We start from the raw sequence: 15,941 nt of genomic DNA, 5'->3' as shown, positions 1-15,941 counted from the left end.
TAGAACGGGCCCGGACTTCCGGGCCCGTTTTTGCTTCGCTGCCAGGCAGACGCCGGCACAACGAATCCGCAACAAAGGAATGACCCGATGCCCATCCGCACCCGTCGTACCTCGCCGTCGCTGCTGTCACTGGCACTGGCACTTTCCCTCGCGCCGCTGGCCCATGCCACCGACGCCCAGGCACCGGACGGCCCGCGCGCCCTGCCCGGCTCGCTGCCGCTCATACCCGCGCCGGCCCAGCTGCAACGCCTGGAGGGCGCCGGCTACACCGTCACCGCCGCAACCGCACTGCGTGCGCAGGGCGCTGCCGCCCAGCGCGTGGCCGCCCTGTTCGCTACCCAGGTGCAGCACAGCGGTGGCCCGGCACTGTCCCTGTCCACCGCGCGTGGCAGCGACGGCATCCGCTTCGTGATCGACAGCGCGCTGAAGACCGGCGCCGAGGGGTACCAGCTGCGCAGCGATGCGCGCGGCGTGACCGTGCACGCTGCCACCGAAGCGGGCCTGTTCTACGGCGCGGCCACCCTGTCGCAGCTGGTCACCGGCGGCAGCAACGGCGTGGTGCCGGCACTGAAGATTGACGACGCGCCGCGTTTCAGCTGGCGCGGCCTGATGCTGGATTCGGCCCGCCACTTCCAGAGCCTGGACGAGATCAAGCGCGTGCTCGACGCGATGGCCGAACAGAAGCTCAACACCTTCCACTGGCACCTTACCGACGACCAGGGCTGGCGCATGGAGATCAAGCGCTACCCGAAGCTCACCGGGGTGGGCAGCTGCCGCATTCCGGCCGGCGATGGCGGCCGCGACCCGGCCACCGGCGCCCCGCGCCCGTATTGCGGCTTCTATACCCAGGACCAGATCCGCGACGTGATCGCCTACGCTGCTGCACGGCATATCCAGGTGATTCCGGAAGTCGACGTGCCCGGCCACGCCACCGCCGCCATTGCCGCCTACCCCGAGCTGGGCACGATCGATACGCCGCTGCAGCCGCTGAGCGAATGGGGCGTGTTCCCGAACCTGTTCAACACCGAGGAAAGCACCTTCGAGTTCCTGGAGAACGTGCTGGAGGAAGTGATCGCGCTGTTCCCCGCCAAGTACGTGCACGTTGGCGGCGATGAAGCGGTCAAGGACCAGTGGGAAGCCTCCGCGCGCGTGCAGGAACGCATGCGCGAGGTGGGCGCCGGCACCGAAAACGAGATGCAGGCGCACCTGATCAAGCGGCTGGAAACCTTCCTCGAACAGCACGATCGCCGCCTGATCGGCTGGGACGAAATCCTGGAAGGCGGGCTGCCGCCGGAAGCCACCGTGATGTCCTGGCGCGGTACCGAGGGCGGCCTGAAGGCCGCCAGCGAAGGCCATGACGTGGTGATGTCGCCGGTCACCGACCTGTACATGGATTACCTGCAGACCCATTCGGAAAACGAGCCGCCGGGCCGCCCGCTGACCACCCCGCTGGGCCGCGTGTACGGGTTCGAGCCGGTGCCCGACAGCCTGGCACGCGACAAGCAGCAGCACATCCTGGGCCTGCAGGCCAACATGTTCACCGAGCACACCCGCAGTGTTGCGCGCCTGCACCACAACGTGTTCCCGCGACTGGCCGCGGTCGCCGAAACCGGCTGGTCGCCGCGCGAGCGCCGCGATTTCGCCGACTTCCTGGCCCGCCTGCCGTCACAGTTGCAGCGCTGGCAGGCGATGGGCATCGCGTATGCGCAGACGCCGTTCGACGTGGAAGCGGATGTGAGCGACGACCGCAAGGCCGGCACCGCGACGTTGGCGCTTCGCAACCCGCTGAACTACGAGATCCGCTACAGCGTGGACGGCAGCCCGGTCACCGCGGCGTCGCCGCGCTACACCGCGCCGCTGACCCGGCCGCTGCCGGTGGGGGTGCAGGCCGCCACGTTCTTCGACGGGCAGGCGCTGGCCAAGGCGGCCAGCCGTTTCGACATCACCGCGCAGTCGCTGCTGAGCCGCACCGACGAGCACCTGGCGATGTGCCCGGGCGAAGGCAAGCTGCTGCTGCGGCTGGAAGACGACGGCCCGGCCGATGGCGCGCGCGCGATCTTCAACGTGAACATCTTCAACCCGTGCTGGTTGTGGGAAGGCGCGGACGTCGACGGCATCGGCAGGCTGCGGGTGCGTGCCGGTCAGATTCCGTACTACTTCCAGCTGGCCCATGACGAGCCGCAGCGTCGCTTCGTGCCGGCGCGCAGCGCGCACGGTGAGATGGACATCCTCAACGCGCAGTGCGATGGCAAGCCGCTGGCCAGCGTGCCGCTGCCGGCCGCGCCGGGCGCCGATGGCTTCATCACGCTGGAAGCAGCGCTGCCGCGTTCGCTGAAGGGCCGGCAGGATCTGTGCGTACGTTTCACCGGCGACACCCGCCCGACGATGTGGGTGCTGGATACGCTGGAGTTGGTGCCGCGTTGAGTGCGTGCCGACCAACGGTCGGCACCTACCGGTTCAATGCGTGCCGACCAACGGTCGGCACCTGCCGGTTCGATGCGTGCCGACCAACGGTCGGCACCTACCGGTCCGATGCGTGCCGACCAACGGTCGGCACCTACCGGTTCGATGGGTGCCGACCAACGGTCGTCACCAGCCGGTTCAATGCGTGCCGGCCAACGGTCGTCACCTGCCGGTTCAATGCGTGCCGACCAACGGTCGGCACCTACCGGTTCGTCCGGGTGAGGGTAGGTGACGACCGTTGGTCGTCACCCGCGCAGCCGCAGCAACACATCGCGCAACGGCGTCAGCGCGATGGCCATGCCGGCCACCACGCCGATGCTGTTGGCCAGCGCATCCATCGGGTCGGCCATGCGGGTGGTGGTCAGCGCGCCCTGCAGGAACTCGATGCCCACCCCCAGCACCACCAGCCCGGCGCCGGCGCACAGCAGCGCCGCACGCGTGCGGTAGATCTGCACCGCCGCCGAGGCCAGCAGGAAGTACGCCAGGAAGTGCTCGACCTTGTCGCTGTTCTGCGGCAATGCCAGCGGCGGTGGCGGGATCAGGCAGACCACGATCGTGACCGCGATCGCCAACCACCACAGCCCCAGCCACACGCGCGGGAAGCGCAGCGGCTTCAACATCCCGGTCGCGGTCATCTCAGAGCCGCCAGGTCAGATCGCCGAGCGCGAACGCCGGTTCCAGATCCACGTCGCGCTGGAAACCCATCACCTGGAATCGCTCGCCCATTTCACTGGGCAGGGTCAGTTTCTTGACCTGGTCGCGCAGGCGGACCTTGCCGATCTCATCGGCACGGCCTTCGGCCAGCGCCAACAATCCATCCAGCCCGTTGCCGAGCAGGAAGCTGGACTGACTGCAGTAACCGGCCAGCTCGAACCCGGCATGGGTACCCGCTTCCGCCAAGGCGGTGAAATCCACCGAGGCGGTCAGGTCCTGCAGCCCCGGCCACAGGAACACATCGTTGTGCACATGGTGGCGGTAGAACGCCCGCACGGTGCCGTCATCGCGGTCGTCGCGGTAGAACTCGTTACGGGGATATCCGTAATCGACGAACAGCATCGCCCCCCGCTTCAACCCGCCGGCCACGGCCTGGATCCAGTACGGCAGGTGCGGCAGCAGCTCGGAGCGATAGCCATCGGCGAAGGGCTTTTCGCGATAGCGCTCCAGGTGGCGCACGGCGGCGGTCAGCATGGCGTCGGCGGGCTGCGCGCCGCGCATGAAGGCGCCGTCTGCATCCAGCTCCACGGTTTCCTCATAGACCATGCCGTCGCGCGCCACGAACCGTGGCGTTGGCAAGGCGTCGATCACTTCATTGGCGAATACCACGCCGTCCCAGTCATCATCGAACGGCCGGTCCAGCCATTCCACCAGTGCGAACAGCGGCGGCACCAGCGCCCGCTGCAGGCGTTCGCGCTGGCGTTCGCGCAGGTCGGCACTGGGCTCCAGGATCGCGTAGCGCTCGGGCAGCGCGTCCAGTTCCAGCATGCGCTTGAGCAGGATCTCGGCGAATGCGCCACTGCCGCCGCCCAGCTCCAGGAACCGCGCCTGCGGGCCGAGCTGCTGCATGACCGGGGCGATCGCATTGGCCAGGGTGGCGGTGAACAGCGGCCCCATTTCCGGTGCGGTGGTGAAATCGCCTGCTTCGCCGAACTTGCTGGCACCGGCGCTGTAGTAACCCAGTCCGGGGGCATACAGGCTCAGCTCCATGAACCGGGAAAACGGCATGGCGCCGCCAAGGGCAAGGATCTCCGCGCGCAGGGCGGCGGCCAGTTCATCGCTGTGGGCCAGGGCGTCGGTATCGGGCGTGGGCAGTGAGGAATGCATGGTGCAGGCGATTGCGGTGACAATGCACAGCATAGCCGAGCAGCAAGGAGCCCCGATGACCGCCACCACACCCGTCGTGCTGATCACTGGCAGCGCGCGCCGGATCGGCGCGGCCATCGCCCGCCAGTTCCACGCCTGCGGCTGGTCGGTGGTGCTGCACGCCCACACCTCCACCACCGAACTGCAGCAGATGGCCTTCGACCTGGACATGCTGCGCCCGGGCAGCGTGCTGGCCCTCCAGGCCGACCTGCGCGATGCCGAGGCCCTGCCCGACCTGGTCGAGCAGACGGTGGCCCAGTTCGGCCGCCTCGACGCGCTGGTCAACAACGCCTCCAACTTCTACCCCACCCTGCTCGGCCAGATCACCACCGCGCAGTGGGACGACCTGTTCGCGGTCAATGCCCGCGCCCCGCTGCTGCTGGCCCAGGCCGCGGCCGCCCAGCTGCGCCGTCACCAGGGCTGCATCGTCAACCTGACCGACCTGCACGGCACCCAGCCAATGCGCGACCACCCGGTGTACGCCGCGGCCAAGGCGGCGCTGGAAATGGTGACCCGCTCGCTGGCGCTGGAGCTGGCGCCCAAGGTGCGGGTCAATGCCGTCGCGCCCGGCGCGATCCTGTGGCCCGAGCAGGGCAAGGACGACTATGCCCAGCAGGCGCTGCTGGCGCGCACCCCGCTCGGCCGCACCGGCACGGTGGAGGAGATCGCAGAGGCCGTGTATTGGCTGGTCAACGATGCGCCGTTCGTGACCGGGCATACGCTGCGGGTGGACGGGGGGCGGATGTTGACGTGATGCCGACCGCGTATCGACCAACGGTCGATACCTACCGGGTGATGCCTCCTGCCGGTAGGTGACGACCGTTGGTCGTCACAAGGCGACAACCTCGAACGGGTCGGCGAACTGGGGGTGCGCCCGCCACAGGGCGGCCAGGGTCAGGCCGCTGACCGGGTCGATGAAGTCCGGGGCGATGTCGGCCAGCGGCTTCAGCACGAAGGCATGTTTCAGCTCCGGGCGCGGAATGCGCAGGTGGCCGGGGCCCTCAACGATCAGGTCGCCATAGAACACCACGTCGATGTCCAGGGTCCGGTCGCTGAAGCGCGGACCGCTGCGGTCGCGGCCGTGGGCGTCTTCCAGCGCGTGCAGCCAGGCGTCCAACGCCGGCAGCGGCACCTCGGTGTCCAGCGCCACCGCGTTGTTGAGGAAGGCCGGGCCGTCGAAACCCACCGCCGCGGTGCGGTAGGCCGGGGACACCCGGATGTCGCCGAAACGCTGGCGCAGCGCGGCCACCGCGGCGTGAAGATGCGCTTGCGGCTGCAGGTTGCTGCCCAGGCTGAGGAGCACAGTGGTCATGGTATTCAGCGTACGTGGGGCGAATCCACACGGGACCCACAGGGTCACCGCATAGAATCGGGGTGCACATCATAGGACACCGACATGACCTATTGCGTCGGCATTGCGGTGGACGAGGGCCTGGTCTTCGCCGCCGATACCCGTACCAACGCGTCGCTGGACGACGTTCGCGTGCATCGCAAGCTGCACGAATTCGAGTTCCCCGGCCAGGCCAGCTTCGTGGTGATGGCCGCCGGCAACCTGGCCACCACCCAGCTGCTGATCTCGCGCCTGCACCGCGACGTGGAAGAACAACGGCCGGAAAACCTGCTGGCCTATCGGCATCTGTTCGAGGTGGCCGAGTATGTCGGGCGGGTGCTGGTGGACAGCCAGGTCAAGTGCAGCACGCCGGAACACGGCCATGACGGGGTCAACACCCAGGCCACGCTGATCCTGGGCGGCCAGGTGGGCGGCGAGCATCCCGGGCTGTACATGATCTACCCGCTCGGCAACGCCATAGCCGCCTCACCGGAAACCCCGTTCCTGCAGATCGGCGAAAGCAAGTACGGCAAGCCGATCCTGGACCGCATCATCCGCCCGCAGACCCATCTGGACGACGCCGCGCGCACCGCGATCGTGTCGCTGGATTCGACCATCCGTTCCAACCTGTCGGTGGGCCTGCCGGTGGACCTGGTGCTGCTGCGCACCGGCGACCTGCGCATCAGCCACCGCATGCGGCTGGCCGGGGACAGCCCGCTGTATGCGGAAATCCACGGCAACTGGTCGCGGCGACTGGAGCAGGCGGTGGCGAGCCTGCCCCGGTTTCCCTGGGAAACCGGGTAGAAAAGGTGCCCGCCAGCAGGGTGGGCATACGGTTGGCCGGTCGTCCGTGGCGTCACGACCAACGGCCGTGACCTACCTTCGCTTACGACAGCGCCTCGGCCACCGAGCGGAACACCTGCTGCATCTCCAGCGGCTTGTACAGCACATGGACGTCCACGCCTGCAGGGAAGCCCTGCAGCGGCGCCGGTTCGTCCGCGTCCTCCAGCACCAGTACCGGGCCGCGGTAACCCAATGCGGCCATTTCATCCAGCAGGTGGCTGGCAGAGAGCAGCTTGTCCCCCGCATCGGCGATCACCAGCGCCGGCATCGCCTCCTGCTGCAGCCAGCGCAGCGCGGCGCCACCGTCGGAGGCCAACTGCAGGTGGTAGCCCTGGCTGGACAGCGCGTTGCCCAGCAGCGACAGCCGTGTCGCCTCGCCATCCACCACCAGGATCGACTGCCCGGTACCGGCGGCCACCGGCTGCAACGGCGGTGCCTCCTCAAGGCCCTCGGCGCGTATCGGCAACAGCAGCACGAAGCAACTGCCCTGCCCCGGCGTGCTGGTCACCTGGATGCTGCCCTGCGCGCCTTCGATGATGCGCTTGCAGGAAATCAGCCCCAGGCCGGTGCCGTTGGCTTTGGTGGTGAAGAAGGGATTGAACAAGTGCGCCAGCACCTCCGCGCTCATGCCGACGCCCTCGTCGGTCACCGACAGGCGCAACCGCTCCTGACCGTGCGGATCGGCATCGGGCTCGGCGCGCAGGGTCAGGCGCCCGCCATCGGGCATCGCCTGGATCGCGTTGAGCGCCAGGTTCAGCAGCACCTGCTGCAGCTCGGTGTAATTGGCGTCCACCGCCAGGCCAGGGTCGGCCACGTCCAGGTGCAGGCTGACCCGCGAGGGCAAGGTACTGCGCAGCAGCAGTTCGATCGCCTCGAACAGGTGGGTGACCAGGATGCGTTCGCTGGCATTGCGCGAACCGCGCACGAACGACAGCATCGACTCGGCCATCTCGTGCCCGCGCCGCCCACATTCGGCGATCACGTCGGCGAGGTGGTGCAGCTGCGGGTCCTGGGTGCGGGCCTTCAGCAGCTCGGGCATGATCAACAGCGGCTGCAGGATGTTGCGCAGGTCGTGGCTGAGCCCGGCAGCCAGGAGAGACAGGCTTTCCAGCCGCTGCGCGCGCATCAGTTCGGCCTCCACCCGCTCGCGGTCGACCGAGCCGCGCGCGTCGCGCACGGCGCGCGCCACGGCCGACGGCAGGCGTGCCGGCTGGTGCTTGATGATGTAGTCGTTGGCGCCCTGGTGCAGGGCCGCCACCGCGTACTCTTCGCCCAACGTTCCGGAGACGAAGATGAAGGGCACATCCGCGTGCCAGCCGCGCACGATCTCCAGCGCCTGGCTGCCGGCGAACCCGGGCATGCTCAACTCCGACAACACCACGTCCGGGGCGAAGCGCAGCAGCGCCTCGCGCAGTTCGGCCGCGCTTTCGACCCGCTCGAAGCTGGCCTGCAGCCCGGCCTCGAGCATCTGCCGACTCATCGCCGCGGCATCTTCAGGCGAATCTTCCACCAGCAGGACACGCAGGTGTCCCAACGACGACCCGATCGACGGCATGGCTTACTCGGCCTCCCCGGCCGGGTTCATCAATGGCGTGAATATACCCCACACCAACGTGAATACGGGACGGAAACGGACACCTCCCCGCCCAGCAAAAAGGGCGCGCCCTGCGGCGCGCCCCGGCGTCCAGCGTGCTGCGAAACTCAGCGCGTGGCAGCGGCGGTGGCTACCTTCAGCTCCTTGGCATCGACGCTCTTCACGCCCTTGATGCCCTTGGCGGTGGTGATCGCCTTGTCATGCTCGGCCTTGGTGGCCACGGTGCCCGACAGCGACACCACGCCATTGACCGTTTCCACCTCTACCTTGGTGCCCGGAACGTTGCTGCTGGCCAGCAGATCGCTCTTCACCTTGGTGGTGATCCAGGTGTCGGTGACCGGCTCAGCCGAGTCGTGCATGTCGGCGTGGGTCATGGCGGTTTTGTCGGTGGTCTTCGGCGGATCCTTGGCCATGGCCGCGGAGGTGCCGAGCAGCATGCCGAAGGCGAGCGAAGCAGCAAGCAGGTTACGCGTAGTGGTGGTCATGTGCGGTGTCTCCTGGTGTGTGTGCCCAGTGTCGGCGCGGCTGCGTACACGAGGCGTCGCAATGACATCAAATCGCCGTGAACCAGTCAGCTTCACCCCGTGGGATTCATGTTTCCGCAGTGCATCAATTGCAATTATTCTTATCCCACGCCACCGGAAGACGACACCATGACCACGACCCTGCAGGTGGGACTGATCGGCTACGGCCTGGCCGGAAGCGTGTTCCATGCGCCGCTGTTGCAGCACACGCCCGGGCTGGCCCTGCACAGCATCGTGAGTTCGCAACGCGACCGACTGCTGCGCACGTTTACCGACGTGCACGTTCACGCGGCGGTTGAAGCGCTGCTGGCCGACCCGGCCATCGACGCCGTGGTGATCGCCACGCCCAACCAACAGCATGCGCCGCTCGCACTTACCGCGTTGCAGGCCGGCAAGCATGTACTGGTGGACAAGCCGTTTGCATTGGACATGACCGAAGCGCGCAGCGTGGTGGACGCCGCGCGCAGCGCCGAGCGCGTGGTCAGTGTGTTCCAGAACCGCCGTTACGATGCCGACTACCTGACCCTGCGCGGCGTGCTTGCCTCCGGTGTGTTGGGCCGCATCGCCGAATGCCATTCGCACTTCGACCGTTTCCGCCCGCAGGTGCGCGACCGCTGGCGCGAGAGCGACGCACCCGGCAGCGGGCTGTGGATGGACCTGGGCCCGCACCTGCTCGACCAGATGCTGCAGCTGTTCGGCTGGCCGGAAGCGATCAGCGCCGATATCGACGCACAACGCGATGGCGCGCGCAGCGATGACTATTTCCATGCGGTCCTGCACTACCCCGGCCTGCGCGCGATCGTGCATGCCGGTTCGCTGGTCGCCGCATCGACGCCGCGCTTCGCGGTGCATGGCAGCCACGGCAGTTTCCTGAAGGACGGTCGCGATGTGCAGGAAGACCAGCTGCGCCAGGGCATCGCCCCGGGTGCACCGGGGTGGGGACTGGATCCGGTGCACGGGCAGCACCTCTGGATCGACGATGGCGGCAAGCTGCAGCGCCGCAGCGTGGACAACGTGCTGGGCGACTACCGGCAGTTCTACACCGCGTTCCGCGACGCGGTGCTGGGCGGACAGGAGCCACCGGTGAGCGCCGAGCAGGCGCTGCAGCTGATGCGACTGCTGGAGGCAGGCCGCGAAAGCGCCGACCGTGGTCGGCGCGTGGATCTGCGCTGACCTGCCCGAGGTAGCGCCACGCCCTGCGCGGCGCTAGTCCTTCATCATGGCGTGGCCGCCGAACTGGTTGCGCAGCGCCGACAGCATGCGGTCGCTGAAGGAATTTTTCTCGCGCGACCGCAGCCGTTCCAGCAACGACAGGGTGATCACCGGTGCGGAGACATCCAGGTCGATGGCTTCGGCAACCGTCCAGCGCCCTTCGCCCGAGTCCGATACGAACGGCGCAATGCCGTCCAGCTGCGGATTACGCTGCAACGCGTCGGCACTCAGATCGAGCAGCCAGGAACGCACCACGCTGCCGTGCTGCCAGGCCCGGGCCACCTCACCCAGGTCCAGGTTGAACTCGGTCTTGCGCTGCATCAGCGCGAAGCCTTCGGCATAGGCCTGCATCATCCCGTACTCGATGCCGTTGTGGACCATCTTGCAGAAGTGGCCTGCCCCGCTCGGTCCCACATGCGCCCAGCCGCGGTCCTGTGCCGGCGCCAGGGTACGGAAGATCGCCTCGACCCGCTTCACGGCGTCGGTATCACCGCCGATCATCAGGCTGTAGCCTTCCTGCAGGCCCCACACGCCCCCGCTGGTGCCGCAGTCCAGGTAGGTTACCTCCTCTTCCTGCAGCTGGGCGGCACGGCGCATCGAGTCCTTGTAGTAGGAGTTGCCGCCGTCGATGACGACATCGCCTTCGGACAGGTGCGGCGACAGCGCGGCCAAGGTCTGGTCGACGACCTCGCCGGCCGGCACCATCAGCCACACCACGCGCGGCACGGAAAGCTGCGCCAGCGCCTCGGCTGCCGACGCACTGACCTCGACACCGCGCTCGGCAGCACTGGCGCGCGCTGCGTCGCCCGGGTCCACGCCGATCACGCGGTGACCGCCGCGATGCAGCCGCTCGGCCATGTTGGCGCCCATGCGCCCCAGTCCAATCATTGCAATTTCCATGACTCACCTTTGCTCGGGTTGCGAATATGTCGACGCTGCCGCGCACTGCTGCAGTCGGGTATCGACCCAGCGGTGGTACAGCGTGGTGTGCAGGTTGTGCAGGCCCAGCTCGAACGCGAATGGCGTGCGCGGATTGCGGTCGAGCAGGCGTGCCACGTGATAGCCCACCGCACGTATACCGCGCGGGTGCACATAAATCACGAAGCCCTGGTAGAACGGATCGTCCAGCAGCGCGTCCAGTTCAGCCAGGACCGGTTGCTGCCGCGGCGGCAGCGCCGCGCGCAGGGTCGGGTCGCGCTCGAACAGCAGCCGCTCGAAGCGGCGTGGGCCGGGCCCGGGAATCTGGCTGGCCAGTTCCCAGATGCGGCGGTTGAGGCGGTCGTAGTGGGCGAAACCGCCGTGCGTACGCAGGGCCTCGGCTGCGGCCGCGCTGACCGACACGATCACGAAGTTTTCGGCCTGGTTGTTGATGTCGTCCAGGAACTGGCGATCGAACACGTGCTCGATGAAGCCCGGCGCACCGACGAAGGCCTGGCGGCCGAGGCGCGAGGTGCGCACGGCCTTGCCGTCGGCGAACATCTCGCCGGCGTGCCTGCCCAGCAGGATGCTGTCCGTGTCGTGGAGGGTCAGGAAGGTGCCGATGGAGAGTTCGCCAGGGCTGAACGCGGCATTGAAAGCGGCGTCCCCGAACAGCTCTCGCTGGGTCGCCAGCTGCGCGACCTGGCGGCCCACGCCGCACTCGCCGCGTACGCGGCCGTCGTAGAACGCCTGCAGGGCATCGCTGTTGCGCCCGGCCGGCTGGAATCCACGCCCCAGGCTGCGGAACCCCTGCCAGCCCTGCGCCTGGGCACCGCCCCTGCCGAAACCGATCCAACCCAGCTGCAGCCCGGAAAACCGGAATCCCGGATTGTCCTGCAACCGGGTGGTCGCGCGCGCGGTCGCCTTGCCCAGCTCGAACGCATGGGCGCAGCGGGTTGCCGGATCGTCGAGCAGGCTGCGCAGGAAGCGCTCGCGTTGCGCAGGCGGCCAGGCGCGCGGCCACTGGGCGCGCAGATCACCCGCAGCCTGCGCCTGTTGCAGGGTGTCGCGGTCGCAGACGGGGCCGCCGTGCACCTGTGGGGCGTCGATGTCGGCCGCGTCCAGGGTCCAGCCCAGCTGCTGCAGCAGCGACTGCACGCAGCCGGGCGGCGTTGCGGCCACGCCGGACGCCGGGAGTGCCAGCAGGGCGGCCAGGACCGTCACCGCGGCACGCGACCGGGCGCGAAGGCAGGAGCGCGCACGTGGCACGGGGGAATACCCGCTCAGTGGGTGGGGACCGGCGTGTCCCGGACGGGCGTAGGCGGCAGCGGGCTGGCGGTGGTGGGGGCCGACGTGGACGGTGCGGGTGCCGCCGCCGCGGGATCGGGCATGGGGGACCCGGCCGGTGGCGGCGCGGCGGCGGGCTCGCGCGCCGGCTCCGGCGCGGGCGCCTGCGGTGCGGGCACCGGTGGCACGGGCGGCACGGGCGGCACGGGCGCAGGTTCGGGCGTGCTGGCCTTGGCGGCCGGCAGATACTGCTGCAGGCGCGCGAAGAAGCGGCGGTAGAAATCCGCATCCTGCACGGTGCTGCTGGCGACCTTCACCAGCGAGTCGTCGTTGCTGCCGAACGGGAGCGACACCGAGCCCAGTGCACCCACGCCGACGCTGGCGGAGGTGGGACTCTTCTTCAACGCATACCGGTCCTGGACGGCGCTGATGAACACCAGCGCTTCCTCGCCGCGCGCCGCACAGGAGATGCGCAGCACCAGCTGTTCGTGCGAGTCCTCGCTGGGCTGGAAGTTCTTGTTCGCTTCCACCGTATCGGCGTCGGCACGTGCGATGGCATAGCCCTGGCCGAGCAGGGTGCGCCGCGCGGCCTCACAGGCCTGCGCCGGGGTCCCGGGCACGGTGCGCGAGTAGGTGTCGCCCGAATCGAAGGATTCGCGCAGCAGCGTGCTGTCGGCGGCCTTGCCGCCGCAGGCGGACAGGGAAAGGGCCAGCAGGCCGGCCGGGAGTGCATGGGACAGCCGCATGGGGGCTCCTGCAGGAGGATGATCACCCAAGCATAGGCGCGGCGACGTATGCGTGGGGTCTAGAACGGAAAAGGCCGGCGTCTCCGCCGGCCTTCCGTTTTTCCAGGGTTCACCGGGTCACGACCAACGGTCGTGACCTACCGGAGGGGTCCGGCGACCGAGATCAACGAGCGAGGTCCAGGGACCGTGACGTACCGGCGGGGTCCGGGGACCGTGACGTACCGGCGAGGTCCGGCGACCGTGACGTGCCGGCGGGGTCCGGGGACCGTGACGTACCGGCGGGGTCCGGCGACCGTGACGTACCGGCGGGGTCCGGGGACCGTGACGTACCGGCGGGGTCCGGCGACCGTGACGTACCGGCGGGGTCCGGGGACCGTGACGTACCGGCGGTGTCCGGCGACCGTGACGTGCCGGCGGGGTCCGGCGATCGGGACCGGCGCAACGCAATCCGGTAGCGCACGACCGTTGGTCGTGCGCCGGCTACCCGCGAAGCAATCAATCCGCCCAGCGGCCCACCGCGGTCGACTGCGGCAGCACCTGCGCCGACAGCGGACGGTCTTCGGCCAGCAGGTTCACCGCGTCGGCCAGGATCGCCGCCGACTCGCGCAGAAGCGGGTCCGGACGCTTCTCGGCCGCCTTCTCGCGCGCCGCGTCCTTGACGATGTCACGCTCGTTGCCGGTCAGGCCATCGTCGTTGCTGTCGTCGGCCAGCGGATCCAGGTCCAGGCCAAGTTCCTTGCGGGTGGCCTGGCGCTGCTTGCGCTGGGTTTCCTGGCGCTCGCGCTCGGCGCGACGCTCGCCCTCATTGAGCGAGATGTACTTCTTGGCTGCTTCGGTACGGAACTGCTCCACGTCCTCGTTCCACCACTGGAATTCCTTGTCGGTGGCGATGCGCGAGGCGTGACGGCTTTCCAGCTTGGGCAGCAGCGGACCGAAGTTGCCGTACTGGGTGTGCGGCACGGCGGCGATGCGGGTCCACGGCAGTGCATTGTCGTAAGTGCTCTCGCCGTACTCGGTGGCATCGACGCTGGCCGGGAATGCCAGGTCGGGCACCACGCCCTTGTGCTGGGTGCTGCTGCCGCTGACGCGGAAGAACTGCGCGATGGTCAGCTTGACCTGCCCGAAGCGCTGCGCTTCGCCACTCGGCCAGCGATCCAGGTCGACGATGTTCTGCACGGTGCCCTTGCCGAAGGTGGTTTCACCGATGACCAGGCCGCGACCGTAGTCCTGGATCGCGCCGGCGAAAATTTCCGACGCCGAGGCCGAACCGCGGTTGATCAGCACGGCCAGCGGACCGTCCCACGCCACCGCTTCGCTGCGGTCGTTGTTGACCGTCACCCGGCCACCGGATTCACGCACCTGCACCACCGGGCCCTGCTCGATGAACAGGCCGGTGAGCTCGATCGCCTCGTCCAGCGAACCGCCGCCGTTGTTGCGCAGGTCGAGCACGACGCCGTCCAGCTTGTCGGTCTTGAAGCCGGCCAGCAGCTTGGCCACGTCGCGGGTAGCCGAGGCGTAGTCGGCGGCATTGCGACGACGCCCTTCGAAATCCTGGTAGAAGGTCGGCAGCTTGATCACGCCCACGCGGCGCTCGGGCTGGCCGTCCTTTGCAGGAATGGTCAGGGTTTCGCCCTTGGCGGCCTGCTCGGCCAGGCGCACCTTCTGCCGGGTCAGCACGAGCATGTGCGGCTTGCCGTCCACGCCTTCTTCGGCCGGAATGAATTCCAGCCGCACCTGGGTGTCCTTGTTGCCGCGGATCTTGGCGACCACGTCATCGATGCGCCACCCGATCACGTCTTCGACCGGACCCGACTTGCCCTGCCCGACGCCGACGATGCGGTCGCCCGGCTTCAGCGTGCCGTTCACCGCGGCCGGGCCACCGGCGATGATCTCGCGGATCACCACCATGTCGTCCTGGCGCTGCAGCTGCGCGCCGATGCCTTCCAGCGACAGCGACATGGCCTGGTTGAAATTCTCGGCGGTGCGCGGGGTGAAGTAATCGGTATGCGGATCCACCGCGCTGGTATAGGCGTTGAGGAAGAACTGGAACACGTCCTCGCCCTTCAGCTCGTTGACCGATTTCTCCAGCTGCGCATAGCGCTTGTCCAGCGTCTTGCGGATCTCGGCGGGCTGCTTGCCGGCCAGCTTCAGCCGCAGCCAGTCGTTCTTCACCGACTTGCGCCACAGGTCATCCAGTTCGGCGCTGCTGGCGGCCCACGGCACGTCCTTGCGGTCGTACTCGAAGCGCTCGTCGCTGCTGAAGTCGAAGTCCTGCTTGAGCAGTTTGCGCGCATAGCCCACCCGCTCGCCCACGCGCTGCTTGTACACGGCAAAAACCTGGAACGCCGGCTCCAGCTCGCCGCCGCGGATGGCCGATGAGATGTTGGCCTCGAACGGGGCGAACGTGGTGATGTCGGCCTGGGTAAAGAACTGCTTGCTGCCGTCCAGCGACTCCAGGTAACGCTTGAACACGTCCTTGGAGGTGGCCGCATCCAGCGCGCGCGGCCGGTAGGCGTAGCGGCTGTCCGACAGCAGTCCGTAAACCAGCTTGGAGGTGGTGACCTGGTCGGCCGTGGCCGCCGACGGCAAGGCGGGCGAATCGGCATACGCCGCCAGCGCCAGGGGGGCGCTCAGCGCCAGGGCCATCAGGAATGCGGGGGCTTTGAATTTCATCAACTTGCTCATGGCACCTTGCCAGGGGAGAGACTGCGTGCGGATCAGACCACACGACAGTGCCGAAAGTTGCGGGGTTTGTCATCCGCCACTACAGAACGCGGATTTCCAGCCTAAACGCGGGGCTGTATCAAATTGTGAATGACGGGGTGTTGCCGCGGGGAATGCGGTTTACGGGCGAAGCCGCGCGGTGGCGTGGACCGATCTTCGGTCGGTAGGCATTCAGGCTGGAGCGGCTTGACGGTCTTCGGGCAGGGCCGTCGCGAGCGTTGGGGGCCCCGCCTCGGCCGGCAGGCCCCTATGCAAATGTCCCCCGGCGTCGGCCTGCGGCCGCCCCCTCCTCCTTTACTTTGCCAGGGACCTACCGGCCGCGACGGGGCTCGGCTTGCGGGTGGCGATGGAAAAGCCGAAGCCAGCGCGACGCCGGTGGGGCGAGCGCGGGGGGGGCCCCGCCGCCCCCCGCGGCACACGCACGCGCGCCCGCCGCCGGG

13 protein-coding genes are annotated in these 15,941 nt (G+C 68.4%); 4 read left to right on the top strand and 9 right to left on the bottom strand.

All coding sequences use genetic code 11. The annotated features are described in order from the left end of the window. Positions 1–87: 87 nt before the first annotated feature. The gene (locus ACIGII_RS15465) at positions 88–2,424 is read left to right on the top strand and encodes a family 20 glycosylhydrolase (protein WP_399639516.1); all 2,337 of its coding nucleotides are present in this window, start codon (positions 88–90) and stop codon (positions 2,422–2,424) included. A 284-nt stretch (positions 2,425–2,708) separates the two neighbouring features. Here ACIGII_RS15465 and ACIGII_RS15460 read toward each other — a convergent pair whose 3' ends face one another. Then, a complete protein-coding gene (locus ACIGII_RS15460; protein ID WP_399639514.1) occupies positions 2,709–3,098 on the bottom strand; it encodes a VanZ family protein in 390 nt (129 codons plus the stop codon). Between the two features lies 1 nt (position 3,099). After that, positions 3,100–4,284 carry a class I SAM-dependent methyltransferase gene (locus tag ACIGII_RS15455; protein WP_399639511.1) on the bottom strand — a complete coding sequence of 395 codons (1,185 nt, stop codon included), beginning with the start codon at positions 4,282–4,284 and terminating at the stop codon, positions 3,100–3,102. A 55-nt stretch (positions 4,285–4,339) separates the two neighbouring features. On the opposite strand from ACIGII_RS15455, the gene ACIGII_RS15450 reads away from it, so the two are divergent. Continuing rightward, positions 4,340–5,077: a pteridine reductase gene (locus ACIGII_RS15450; protein WP_399639509.1), complete on the top strand. Its 738-nt coding sequence runs from the start codon at positions 4,340–4,342 to the stop codon at positions 5,075–5,077. A gap of 75 nt (positions 5,078–5,152) precedes the next feature. Here the strand turns inward: ACIGII_RS15450 and folK are convergent, their stop codons facing one another. Continuing rightward, entirely contained in the window at positions 5,153–5,635 is a 483-nt protein-coding gene (gene folK, locus ACIGII_RS15445; protein ID WP_399639506.1) for a 2-amino-4-hydroxy-6-hydroxymethyldihydropteridine diphosphokinase, read from the bottom strand. Positions 5,636–5,719: 84 nt separating this feature from the next. Between folK and ACIGII_RS15440 the strand changes: the two genes are divergently transcribed. Then, positions 5,720–6,457 (top strand): 20S proteasome subunit A/B, encoded by a 738-nt coding sequence (locus ACIGII_RS15440; protein ID WP_399639503.1) that lies wholly within the window; start codon positions 5,720–5,722, stop codon positions 6,455–6,457. Positions 6,458–6,539: 82 nt separating this feature from the next. On the opposite strand, the gene ACIGII_RS15435 is transcribed toward ACIGII_RS15440, so the two are convergent. Continuing rightward, positions 6,540–8,051 carry an ATP-binding protein gene (locus tag ACIGII_RS15435; RefSeq protein WP_399639501.1) on the bottom strand — a complete coding sequence of 504 codons (1,512 nt, stop codon included), beginning with the start codon at positions 8,049–8,051 and terminating at the stop codon, positions 6,540–6,542. A gap of 146 nt (positions 8,052–8,197) precedes the next feature. Further along, complete coding sequence (locus ACIGII_RS15430; protein ID WP_399639498.1) at positions 8,198–8,575, bottom strand: BON domain-containing protein; 378 nt, start codon at positions 8,573–8,575, stop codon at positions 8,198–8,200. A gap of 168 nt (positions 8,576–8,743) precedes the next feature. Here ACIGII_RS15430 and ACIGII_RS15425 point away from each other — a divergent pair, with 168 nt between their 5' ends. Next, positions 8,744–9,787, top strand: coding sequence for an oxidoreductase (locus ACIGII_RS15425; RefSeq protein ID WP_399639495.1), 1,044 nt, complete (start codon positions 8,744–8,746; stop codon positions 9,785–9,787). Between the two features lie 33 nt (positions 9,788–9,820). Here the strand turns inward: ACIGII_RS15425 and gnd are convergent, their stop codons facing one another. The 4 genes from gnd to ACIGII_RS15405 all read right to left on the bottom strand — a co-directional run bounded on the left by gnd (position 9,821) and on the right by ACIGII_RS15405 (position 15,450). Continuing rightward, complete coding sequence (gnd, locus tag ACIGII_RS15420; protein WP_399639492.1) at positions 9,821–10,726, bottom strand: phosphogluconate dehydrogenase (NAD(+)-dependent, decarboxylating); 906 nt, start codon at positions 10,724–10,726, stop codon at positions 9,821–9,823. A gap of 3 nt (positions 10,727–10,729) precedes the next feature. Continuing rightward, positions 10,730–11,968, bottom strand: a complete 1,239-nt coding sequence (locus ACIGII_RS15415; RefSeq protein WP_399639489.1) for a hypothetical protein — start codon at positions 11,966–11,968, stop codon at positions 10,730–10,732. Positions 11,969–12,027: 59 nt separating this feature from the next. Next, the gene (locus ACIGII_RS15410; protein WP_399639486.1) at positions 12,028–12,777 is read right to left on the bottom strand and encodes a DUF2242 domain-containing protein; all 750 of its coding nucleotides are present in this window, start codon (positions 12,775–12,777) and stop codon (positions 12,028–12,030) included. A gap of 495 nt (positions 12,778–13,272) precedes the next feature. Continuing rightward, positions 13,273–15,450 (bottom strand): carboxy terminal-processing peptidase, encoded by a 2,178-nt coding sequence (locus tag ACIGII_RS15405; RefSeq protein WP_399639483.1) that lies wholly within the window; start codon positions 15,448–15,450, stop codon positions 13,273–13,275. Between the last annotated feature and the right edge of the window lie 491 nt (positions 15,451–15,941).

The sequence above is a fragment of the Stenotrophomonas sp. NPDC077420 genome (assembly GCF_044543385.1).
Lineage (GTDB): Bacteria > Pseudomonadota > Gammaproteobacteria > Xanthomonadales > Xanthomonadaceae > Stenotrophomonas.
Note: the sequence above shows the minus strand (reverse complement) of the source record. Positions and strands in the feature narration are given on the sequence as shown.

Coding starts and splice junctions, on each gene's coding strand:
- ACIGII_RS15455 (WP_399639511.1), bottom strand. CDS start 4,284: ATGCATTCCTCACTGCCCACGCCCGATACCGACGCCCTGGCCCACAGC.
- ACIGII_RS15430 (WP_399639498.1), bottom strand. CDS start 8,575: ATGACCACCACTACGCGTAACCTGCTTGCTGCTTCGCTCGCCTTCGGC.
- ACIGII_RS15450 (WP_399639509.1), top strand. CDS start 4,340: ATGACCGCCACCACACCCGTCGTGCTGATCACTGGCAGCGCGCGCCGG.
- gnd (WP_399639492.1), bottom strand. CDS start 10,726: ATGGAAATTGCAATGATTGGACTGGGGCGCATGGGCGCCAACATGGCC.
- ACIGII_RS15440 (WP_399639503.1), top strand. CDS start 5,720: ATGACCTATTGCGTCGGCATTGCGGTGGACGAGGGCCTGGTCTTCGCC.
- ACIGII_RS15405 (WP_399639483.1), bottom strand. CDS start 15,450: ATGAAATTCAAAGCCCCCGCATTCCTGATGGCCCTGGCGCTGAGCGCC.
- ACIGII_RS15460 (WP_399639514.1), bottom strand. CDS start 3,098: ATGACCGCGACCGGGATGTTGAAGCCGCTGCGCTTCCCGCGCGTGTGG.
- ACIGII_RS15425 (WP_399639495.1), top strand. CDS start 8,744: ATGACCACGACCCTGCAGGTGGGACTGATCGGCTACGGCCTGGCCGGA.
- ACIGII_RS15465 (WP_399639516.1), top strand. CDS start 88: ATGCCCATCCGCACCCGTCGTACCTCGCCGTCGCTGCTGTCACTGGCA.
- ACIGII_RS15410 (WP_399639486.1), bottom strand. CDS start 12,777: ATGCGGCTGTCCCATGCACTCCCGGCCGGCCTGCTGGCCCTTTCCCTG.
- ACIGII_RS15435 (WP_399639501.1), bottom strand. CDS start 8,051: ATGCCGTCGATCGGGTCGTCGTTGGGACACCTGCGTGTCCTGCTGGTG.
- folK (WP_399639506.1), bottom strand. CDS start 5,635: ATGACCACTGTGCTCCTCAGCCTGGGCAGCAACCTGCAGCCGCAAGCG.